Genomic DNA, 9,817 nt, shown 5'->3' with positions numbered 1-9,817 from the left:
GGCGGGCCAGCGAACCGAGCAGCCGGGCCGCGACGCGCTGAGCGACCGGCGCGGCCGACCCGCGCAGCAACGGCGGCAGCGGCGACTCCGGCAGGAAGATGTTGACCATCCGATTGAGATAGTGGAAGGCGACCGCGACCCCGATGAGCTCGGCCGACGGACGCTCGCCGAAGGTGCCGGGCAGCGGATCGGCGGTCGCGCTGGAGCGGGCCCAGGCCGACAACACGGGCATGTCATCGCGAGTCAGCCCGGCGAGGGCGGCGCCGTGGACATCGACGCAATACGGGCAGGTGTTCGCCGCCGAGACCGCGGCCGCCACCGCCTCCCGCTCCGCGCGGGTCGTCGCATCGGCGGCCAGCAAGGTCTCGCGCAGCATCGCCCAGGCCGCGGCCAGTGCGCGTGGCGCGGGCGAGTGCAGGCTGATCGGCGGCGCGAGCATGCCGAAATCCCGCTCGACCTGGTGATAGACCTCCGCGACCAGCCCGCGGGCGGACCGCGGGGCCACGGGGGTGACGTGACGGATCTGGCGGAGCGTCCCGGTGCGCGTGCTGCGCGCGATGAGATCGGCCATGGGCCCATCGTCGAGACCGACCATCTGGTACGCATCTTCGGGCATGCGTCGTTGGCAATCCTATGTGGACCTAATGTGGACGGAGCAGCCGAGACGGTATCGGGGTTCTTTGATATTGCGCTCCCGGCGTCACCGTCGCCGCGCCGACGGCAGACGGATCAATACTGAGAAACATGGGAATTCGGCGTATCGCATCCTCGGTCGCACAACGTCAGATCAAATACGTGACTCCGGTGCCGATCACTGCGGCGCGCGGCCTGCTCGGCGAGGTCTACGGGCAGGTGCTCGACGAGATGGGCCTCGTGGTCCCGCCGGTGCAGCTGCACTCGCCGGTTCCGGAGCTGGCGGCGGCGTACTGGGCCTTGCTGCGGGAGCCGCTGCTGCCGACCGCCACCGTGAGCCGGGCCGTCAAGGAGGCGGTCGCCACCGCCGTCTCGGTCGCCAACGTCTGCCCGTACTGCGTGGACATGCACAGCGTCGGGCTCTATGACCTGGCCTCGGAATCGGTCGCCGAGGCGCTGATCGCCGACCGGCCGTCGGAGATCGCCGACCCGTCGCTGGCAGCGGTCGCCCGGTGGGCGCGGGACCCGTTCGGCTCGGCGTACGCGTTCCGCGAGGACGATCGCGCGGAGCTGGTCGGGGTGGTCGTCGCCATGCATTACCTGACTCGCATGGTGAACGTGTTCCTGTCCAGTTTCCTGCTGCCACCGGGGCTCGGCCCGGCGTCCCGCCGCCGGTTCAAGCACGGGGTGGCCCGAATTCTGCGGCCGACCCTGCGCGATCCGCGTACGCCGGGCCGGGCGCTCCCGCTGCTTCCGCCGGCTCCGTTGCCGGGCGATGCCGCCTGGGCGCAGGACAACCCGGCGATCGCGAGCGCAGTCGGCCGGGCGTACGCCGCCTTCGAAGCGGCGGGCGAGCGCTCGGTTCCGCCTGCCGTGCGGGAACTGCTGGATTCCCGGCTCGAGACCTGGCAGGGCGAGGACACGGGGATCAGCCGAGTCTGGTGCGAGCGGCTGCTGCTCTCGCTCGACGAGGAACTGCGGCCGGTCGGCCGTCTCGTGCTGCTGACCGCGATCGCTTCGTATCAGGTCGACGACGAGGTCATCGCCGAGTTCCGGGCGGTCCATCCGGCCGACCGGACGCTCGTCGAGGCGGCGGCCTGGGCAAGCCACCGCGCCGCCCGGTCGATCGGGAGCCGGTTGGTACACCGCACGCTGGGAGACGCGTACGCCGCCATCGAAGGATCACGATAGGGGAGCGCCTGATCCCAGGCGGTGATGAGCAGCGGAGGACTGGCGATGGCGACCTTCACCGGTGCGGTGCGGAACCTGATGATGACCCCCAAGCTGGCCGACGTCAGCTTCGCCGGACGCGGCTTTCCCGTACGCGAGACGGCGGCGACCCGGCGGCTCGAGGCGATCCCGCAGGCGGTGATCTGCGGATTCGAATGGGCCATCGACGCCAAGTCCCGCTGGGAGGTCGAACGTCGGCTGGAACTCGTCGAGGCCGAGCACCGCGGGTTCGCGTACGAGGGCGCGACGATGGCGTACACCGTGCGGGACGCCATGGCCGGCGGCCGGGGCGTACGCGCCAAGGAGCTGCTCAGCGGGTCCGGTCAGCCGCACATCTTCCTCACCTACATCGGCATCGGCTTCGCCATGGCCCGGTTACCGCGGCCCTTGTGGCGCAACGTGTTGCCCGACCTCACCGGTACGCCCTACTACCCGACGATGAGCTGGCTCGCCGTCGACGGACTGGGGTTCGACCGGGCGTACTTCCACACCCGCAAGTGGGTGACCGAGCAGGCCCGGCCGAAGGCGTATCCGTGGCAGGGGCACCCGAAGTACTTCGGGCGGGCCTGGGATCAGGGCGTCGGCCGCGCGCTCTGGTTCATCCACGGTGGACACGTCGCTGACGTCGCCACCGCGGTCGACCGGTTCGACGCCGACCGGCAGTCCGACCTGTGGAGCGGCGTCGGTTTGGCTGCGACCTTCGCCGGTGGCACCGACGGGGCCGGGTACGCCCAGCTCCGCACGTTCTCCGGGCCCTTCGCGGCCGACGTCGCGCAAGGGGCGGTCTTCGCCGCGAAGGCCCGCGCCTTCTCCGGTTGCGAGCCGGCCCACACCCAGCTCGCCGTCAAGACCCTGGCCGAACTCGACATCGCCGCAGCCGCCGCGCTCGCCGACGACGTCGCCGCCGACGGGCTGACCGCTCGTGGCGAACCCGAATACGAGATCTGGCGGCGATTGGTGCGCGACGCCGTCCCTGTCGCTTAGCGCCCATGGGCGCCGCGTTTATCCCGGGCGTCGCGTCACTGCCGTCGCGTTATCCCGGGATATCGCGGCTATTCCCGCGCGCAAAGCAGCGATATCCCGGATATCGCGAGAACCCGACCCACTCACTACTCGGAGCGCATTCATGAGTCTTTATCGAGCAATGCGACGCCGCATTCTGACCCCGTCGGTCGCCGAGACCCGGATGGACGTCCGCGGCTTCCACGTCAAGTCCGACGCCGGGCGGAAGCTGCTGGAGACGGTCGGCGCGAGCTTCCTCGCCGGGTACGCCTACGCCGCCGAGGCGCGTACCGGGCGCGACGCCGAACCGAAGTTGGAGCAGGTGCCGACCCGGTTCCGGGGGTTCGCCTACGAGGGAGCCGCGATGGCGTACGCCGTCCGGGAGGGGTTGCCGGTCGGGCGGCGTACGTTGGTCGCCGAGTTCCTCGACGGCCGCGGGGACGACCACGTCTACATGGCCTACGTCGGGGTCGGCTGGGCGATGGCGCGGCTGCCCCGGTTCCGCTGGGGCACCCTGCACGCGCCCGATCCGCTGCTGCGGTGGCTGGTGCTCGACGGCTACGGCTTCCACCAGGCGTACTTCCGCACCGAGAAGTACGTGCGGCAGCACTTCCAGGAGGCGCGCTTCCCCTGGCCCGCAGGTCCGGCCGACAGCCGGTTCCGTTGGTACGCCGACCACGCGATCGACCAGGGCATCGGCCGGGCGCTGTGGTTCGTCGGCGGCACCGACCCTGCCGAAGTCGTCCGGTTGATCAGCCGGTTCCCGGCCGAGCGCCACGCCGACCTGTACGCCGGAGCCGGCCTGGCCGCCACCTACGCCGGTGGCGCGGAGGAGACCGAGCTGCGCCGGTTCTGGGACCTGGGCGCGCACTTCCGGCCGCAGATCGCCCAGGGCGCCGCGTTCGCCGCCGGCGCCCGCGCCCGGGCCGGGCTGATCGTGCCGCACAACGAACTGGCCACCCAGATCTTCTGCGGCGTCTCCGTGGAAGCCGCGCAGAAGGTGACCGACGAGGCGCTGATCGGCCTGACCGACGAAGGACGGCTCCCGTCCTGGGAGGTCTGGCGGCGGCGCATCTCGGCGGCGTTCACCGCCCACGTCACAGCTTGACCAGCCGATCTGAGAACGCATGGAGGCCGCTGAGCATGACCAGAATCGCGATAGTCGGGATGGCCTGCCGCTACCCGGACGCCACCTCGCCGAGAGAACTGTGGGAGAACGCGGTCGCCGGTAGGCGGGCCTTCCGTCGTCTGCCCGACGTGCGGATGCGGCTGGCCGACTACTACGACCCCGATCCCACTGCGCCGGACCGGTTCTACGCCCGCAACGCCGCCGTCATCGAGGGCTACGAGTTCAACCGGGTCGCGTACAAGGTGGCGGGCAGCACCTATCGCTCGACCGACCTGACGCACTGGCTCGCGCTGGACGTGGCCGCGATGGCTTTGGCCGACGCCGGGTTCCCGATGGCCGAAGGGCTGCCGCGGGAGCGTACCGGTGTCGTCGTCGGCAACAGCCTGACCGGCGAGTTCTCCCGCGCGAACCAGCTGCGGCTGCGGTGGCCGTTCGTCCGCCGCATGGTCGCCGCCGCCCTGAAGGAGCAGGATTGGAACGACGACCAGCTGGGCTCGTTCCTGGACGAGTTCGAGGCGACCTTCAAGAGCCCGTTCCCCGAGATCGACGAGGACACCCTCGCGGGCGGCCTGTCGAACACCATCGCGGGCCGCATCTGCAACCACTTCGACCTCAAGGGCGGCGGTTACACGGTGGACGGCGCATGCTCGTCGTCGCTGCTGTCGGTCGCAACCGCGTGCAAGGGCCTGGTCGACGGCGAGCTCGACGTCGTGGTCGCCGGCGGCGTGGACCTGTCGATCGACCCGTTCGAGATCATCGGCTTCGCCAAGACCGGCGCGCTCGCGACCGGCGAGATGAAGGTCTACGACAAGGGCTCCAACGGCTTCTGGCCGGGCGAGGGCTGCGGCATGGTCGTGCTGATGCGGGAGGACGACGCACGCAAGGCCGGTCACCGGATCTACGCCACCGTCGCCGGGTGGGGCATCTCCTCCGACGGCAAGGGCGGCATCACCCGCCCCGAGGTCAGCGGCTATCAGCTGGCGCTGCGGCGGGCGTACGCGCGGGCCGGGTTCGGCATCGAGACCGTTCCGCTGTTCGAGGGGCACGGGACAGGCACCGCCGTCGGCGACTCCACCGAGCTGCGGGCGCTGACCTTGGCCCGGGACACCGCCGGTGCGACCGGCCGGCCCGCCGCCATCAGCTCCATCAAGGCGATGATCGGGCACACCAAGGCGGCCGCCGGAGTCGCCGGTCTGATCAAGGCAGCCATGGCGGTCCACCACCACGTGCTGCCACCCGCGATCGGCTGCCCCGAGCCGCACGACCTGCTCGTCGAGGACGGCGCTCAGTTGCGCGTACTGCGCAAGGCGGAGCCGTTCCCGGAGGGTTCGGCCATCCGGGCCGGCATCACCGCGATGGGCTTCGGCGGCATCAACACCCACATCGTCCTGGAGAACGACGGCCACCGTCGCCGCCGGGTCGGACTCGACACGCGTACCAAGGCACTCGCGTCGTCGTTGCAGGACGCCGAGCTGCTGACCGTCGACGCCGCGTCCGCGGCCGAGCTGCGCGACCGGCTCGTCCAGCTCGCCGAGTTCGTGCCCACCGTCGCGTACGCACAACTGGCCGACGTCGCCGTGACCCTCCACAAAGAACTCCGTGAGTTGCCGTACCGCGCGGCGATCGTCACGTCCTCGCCGGAAGACGCCGAGCGGCGGCTGCGCGGACTGATCGAGAAGCTGGACGCGGGGGAGACCACGTCGTTCGCCGCCGACGGCCGCTCGTTCCTCGGCCACGCCGCGGGTCCCGGCCGCATCGGTTACCTGTTCCCGGGCCAGGGCTCGGGCCGCACGATGGGCGGCGGTGCGTTGCGCCGCCGATTCGCCGAGGCCGACGAGGTGTACGCGCGATCGGGGCTGCCCGAGGCGGGCGACCTCGTCGCCACCGAGGTGGCCCAGCCGCGCATCGCCACCGGCACGCTCGCCGGGCTGCGGGTGCTCGCCACGTTGGGGCTGGACGCCACCGTCGCGGTCGGTCACAGCCTCGGCGAGCTGAGTGCCCTGCACTGGGCCGGCGCATTCGACGAGAAGGCGTTGCTCCGGATCGCCAAGGTACGCGGAGCCGCGATGTCCCAGCACAGTGAGCGCGGCACGATGGCCAGCGTCGAGGCGGGCGCCGAGACGGTCGAGCGCCTGATGGCCGACCTCCCCGTCGTGGTGGCCGGCTTCAACGGGCCGAAGCAGACCGTGATCGCCGGTACGCACGAAGCCGTGGACGAGGTGTGCGCACGCGCCCGCGACGCCGGCTACGCCGCCGCGCGCCTGCGCGTCTCGCACGCGTTCCACTCGCCGTTGGTGGCTCCGTCGGCGGAGTCCTTCCGTACTGCGCTGGCCGACGAGGCCTTCGGCCCGGTGGGCCGCCGCGTCGTCTCGACGATCACCGGCGAGCCGCTGACCGCCGACGCCGACCTGCGTACGTTGCTCGGCCGCCAGATCACCGAGCCGGTGCAGTTCACCCAGGCGGTGGCGATCGCGGCCAAGGAGGTCGACCTGTTCGTGGAGGTCGGGCCGGGTCGGGTGCTCAGCGGGCTCGCCGCCGCGGCGGTCGACGTGCCCGCCGTCGCGCTCGACACCGACGACGAGTCGCTGGCGGGCGTACTGCGCGTCGTGGCGGCCGCGTTCGTGGTCAACGCGGCTCCGGTGGACGCCGCGCTCTTCCACGGCCGCCTGAGCCGCCCGCTGAAGATCGGGGCGGAGTTCTCCTTCTTCGCCAGCCCCTGTGAATCCGCCCCCCAGGTGTCGATCAACTCCACGGGGCGGACCGCGCCGACTGCCAAGGCGGTGACCGTCGAAACCGAGCAGGTCGAGGGCGAGTCTATTGTGGACCTCCTCCGCCGGATGGCCGCCGAGCGAGCCGAGCTGCCGCTGGAGCTGGTCCGGGAGGACAGCCGTCTGCTGGATGACCTGCACCTCAGCTCGATCACCGTCGGGCAGGTCGTCAACCAGGTGGCCGGGCAGCTCGGCATCGCGGCCGCGCAGACCCCGACCAACTTCGCCACCGCGACCGTCAAGGAACTCGCCGACGCGCTCGCCGAACTCGAGCAGACCGCGCTCTCCGGCGACGCGATCGCCACTCCGATCGTGGCCGGGGCGGCTCCCTGGGCCCGGCCCTGGGCGCTCGATCTCGACGAGTTGGCGCGGCCGGGGCGTACGCCGGTCGAGGAGAACGGAGCCTGGCGGGTCTACTCCGACGCCGGCAGTCCGCTCGCCGAACCGTTGCGGCACAAGCTGGAGCGGGCCGGGGTCGGCCACGGCGTACTGGTGTGCCTGCCGGTCGGCTGCACCACCGAGCAGATCGAGCTCGCCCTCCACGGAGCCAAGGCCGTCCTGTCGGGCAAGCTCGGCAATCGATTCGTGCTCGTCCAGCACGACCGGGGCGCGGCCGGGCTGGCCAAGACCCTGCGGCTGGAAGCGCCGGACCTCCGGGTCACGATCGTCCACGTCCCGGCGCACGGCGTATCGGCGGAGCAGGCCGTCGAGTGGATCGTCGACGAAGTCGCCTCGACCGCCCGATTCACCGAAGCCTGCTACGACTCCGACGGCGTACGCCGAGTCCCGACCCTGCGCGTGCTTCCCTACGCCGCCACGCGTACGCACCAACCGCTCGACGAGTCGGATGTGCTGCTGGTGACCGGGGGTGGGAAGGGCATCACCGCCGAGTGCGCGCTCGCCCTCGCCGGGGACAGCGGAGCGAAGCTGGCGTTGCTCGGCCGCTCCGATCCGGTGCAGGACGCGGAGTTGGCGGCCAACCTGGATCGGATGCGAAGCCAGGGCGTCACCGTCGAGTACGCCCGAGCCGACGTGACCGACGCCGGTCAGGTCGCCGAGGCGGTGGCCGAGCTGGCGAAGCGGCTCGGCTCGGTGACCGCCGTGCTGCATGGGGCCGGGCGCAACGAACCGGCGTCGCTGACCTCCGTCGAGATGAGCCATTTCGAGTCGACGTTCGCGCCGAAGATCGGCGGTCTGCGGGCGGTGCTCGACGCCGTCGGCGCGGCGAACCTCAAGCTGCTGGTGACCCTCGGCAGCATCATCGGCCGGGCCGGACTGCGGGGCGAGGCGCACTACGCGACCGCGAACGAGTGGCTGGCCGACCTGACGCTTCAGGTGGGCCGGGACAATCCCGGCTGCCGGGCACTCTGTCTGGAGTGGTCGGTCTGGTCCGGCGTCGGGATGGGCGAACGGCTCTCGGTCGTCGAGTCGCTGGCCCGGGACGGGGTCACCCCGATCACCCCCGAGCAGGGGATCGCCATCCTGCGGCGGCTGGTCGGCGACCCGGACGCGCCCTGCGTCGCGGTCATCTCCGGGCGTACCCAGGGAATCGACACCGTGCGATATGACCTGCCCGAGCTGCCCCTGCTGCGGTTCCTCGACCGGCCGCTGGTCCGGTACCACGGCGCGGAGCTGGTCAGCGAGGCCGAGCTCAGCGCAGGGTCGGACCTCTACCTGGCCGATCATCTGCTGGATGGCAACCTGCTGTTCCCGGCGGTGTTCGGCATGGAGGCGATGGCCCAGGTCGCCGCGGCTGTGACGGGGCGCAGCGAGACGCCCGCCATCGAACAGGCCGAGTTCCTGCGGCCGATCGTGGTGCCCCCGGCGGGGCGTACGCGCATCCGCGTCGCAGCCGTCGTGACCGGACCCGGCACCGTCGAGGTCGCGATTCACAGTGAAGACACCGGGTTCGCCGCCGACCACTTCCGAGCCCGGTTGCGCTATGACGCGCCGCCGATCCCGGACGGGCCGCCTGAGCAGGTCACCGGCCTTCCGGTGGTGCCGCTCGACCCGGCGAATGAGCTCTACGGTCCCGTGTTGTTCCAGGGCGACCGGTTCCAGCGGCTGCTCGCCTACCACCGGGCCGCCGCCCGGCACGTCGACGCCGACGTCGCGGTCAAACCGCCCGCCGACCCCGGTACGCCGTGGTTCGCCGGGTTCCTCCCGTCGCAGCTGCTGCTGGGCGATCCCGGCGTACGCGACGCGCTGATGCACGGCAATCAGGTGTGCGTACCAGATGCGACTTTGCTGCCGCAGGGCATCGAGCGGATCTGGTCGGCGGGCCCGGTGATGTTCGAAGCCGGAGCGTTGCGATTCGCCGCGACCGAGCGGTTGCGCGACGGTGACACCTACGTCTACGACATCGCTCTGCGGACGCCGGACGGCACGGTGATCGAGCGGTGGGAAGGCTTGCGCCTGCGCGCCGTACGCAAGAACGACGGCTCCGGACCGTGGGCCGCGCCGCTGCTCGGGCCCTACCTGGAGCGGTCGCTCGGCGATCTGCTGGGCGCGGAGATCGCCGTGACCGTCGAACCCGACGAGGCGGAGGAACCGCCCGGTGACCTGATCGCCCGGCGGCGAGCCCGGACGGCCTTGGCGGCGAGCCGGTCGCTGGGCCGGCCGGTGAAGATCACCTACCGGACCGACGGCCGCCCCGAACTGGCCGGCGGCGATCGGGTCTCCAGCGCGCACAAGGCCGGGCTGACCTTCTGCGTGAGCGGCAGCGGCCCGCTCGGCTGTGATGTCGACCTGGCGTCGCCCCGGTCCGAAGAGGACTGGCAGCGGCTGCTCGGCTCGCTGAAGATGCTGGCCGACCTCGTGGCGCAGGAACCGGGGGAGACCCCCGACACCGCGGGCGTACGCGTCTGGGCGGCGATCGAGTGCCTGCAGAAGGCGGGGCAGCCGCCGCGCGGCCCGCTGACCTTGCAGCACGCGCAGCGGAAGGGCTGGGTCGTCTTCTCCTACGGCGAACTGCGGATCGCGACGTTCGTCACCAAGCTCACCGGCGTCACCGACCCGGTGGTCTTCGCCGTGCTGACGGAAGGGCGGAACTGAG

General features: G+C 71.5%; 5 protein-coding genes. 4 read left to right on the top strand and 1 reads right to left on the bottom strand.

Features of this window, described 5'->3' with window-relative positions:
- On the bottom strand, window positions 1-571 hold a 571-nt coding region (locus HOV77_RS04345), incomplete at its 3' end, for a carboxymuconolactone decarboxylase family protein (protein ID WP_290857829.1).
- A gap of 173 nt (window positions 572-744) precedes the next feature.
- Here HOV77_RS04345 and HOV77_RS04340 point away from each other — a divergent pair.
- From HOV77_RS04340 to HOV77_RS04325, 4 genes are all read left to right on the top strand, one after another.
- On the top strand, window positions 745-1,824 hold the full coding sequence (locus HOV77_RS04340) for a carboxymuconolactone decarboxylase family protein (RefSeq protein ID WP_290857828.1): 1,080 nt from the start codon (window positions 745-747) through the stop codon (window positions 1,822-1,824).
- 45 nt (window positions 1,825-1,869) lie between these two features.
- A complete protein-coding gene (locus tag HOV77_RS04335) occupies window positions 1,870-2,847 on the top strand; it encodes a DUF1702 family protein (protein ID WP_290857827.1) in 978 nt (325 codons plus the stop codon).
- Between the two features lie 142 nt (window positions 2,848-2,989).
- The gene (locus HOV77_RS04330) at window positions 2,990-3,973 is read left to right on the top strand and encodes a DUF1702 family protein (RefSeq protein ID WP_290857826.1); all 984 of its coding nucleotides are present in this window, start codon (window positions 2,990-2,992) and stop codon (window positions 3,971-3,973) included.
- A gap of 35 nt (window positions 3,974-4,008) precedes the next feature.
- Entirely contained in the window at window positions 4,009-9,816 is a 5,808-nt protein-coding gene (locus HOV77_RS04325) for a type I polyketide synthase (RefSeq protein ID WP_290857825.1), read from the top strand.
- Window position 9,817: the final 1 nt, after the last annotated feature.

Origin of the sequence: Hamadaea sp. (genome assembly GCF_013362815.1) — a bacterium.
GTDB lineage: Bacteria > Actinomycetota > Actinomycetes > Mycobacteriales > Micromonosporaceae > Hamadaea.
The sequence above is the reverse complement of the archived record's forward strand: the minus strand, read 5'-3'. Positions and strand labels throughout refer to the sequence as shown.